This window comes from Pseudoalteromonas sp. bablab_jr011 (assembly GCF_016464045.1).
Taxonomy (GTDB): domain Bacteria; phylum Pseudomonadota; class Gammaproteobacteria; order Enterobacterales; family Alteromonadaceae; genus Pseudoalteromonas; species Pseudoalteromonas lipolytica.
On sequence record NZ_JACDWU010000134.1, the window covers coordinates 1 to 320 of the forward strand.

Genomic DNA, 320 nt, shown 5'->3' on the forward strand with positions numbered 1-320 from the left:
GATTAACAACCAAATTTGCTTGGTGACAATAGCGTTTTGGACCCACCTGATTCCATGCCGAACTCAGTAGTGAAACGAAACAGCGCCGATGATAGTGTGGCATTTGCCATGTGAAAGTAGGACATCGCCAGGCTCCTAATTCAGTCGAAAGACTTTAAATTTAAAAATTAATAATAAGAAAATTGAAAAGAATTTTCTTGGTGACAATAGCGTTTTGGACCCACCTGACCCCATGCCGAACTCAGTAGTGAAACGAAACAGCGCCGATGATAGTGTGGCATTTGCCATGTGAAAGTAGGACATCGCCAGGCTCCTAATTA

General features: G+C 42.5%; 2 rRNA genes. Both read left to right on the forward strand.

The annotated features are described in order from the left end of the window. Positions 1–18: 18 nt before the first annotated feature. Positions 19–133 (forward strand): 5S ribosomal RNA (gene rrf, locus JIG41_RS06140). 63 nt (positions 134–196) lie between these two features. Continuing rightward, positions 197–311: ribosomal RNA gene (gene rrf, locus JIG41_RS06145) — 5S ribosomal RNA — on the forward strand. The last annotated feature ends 9 nt before the right edge of the window (positions 312–320 follow it).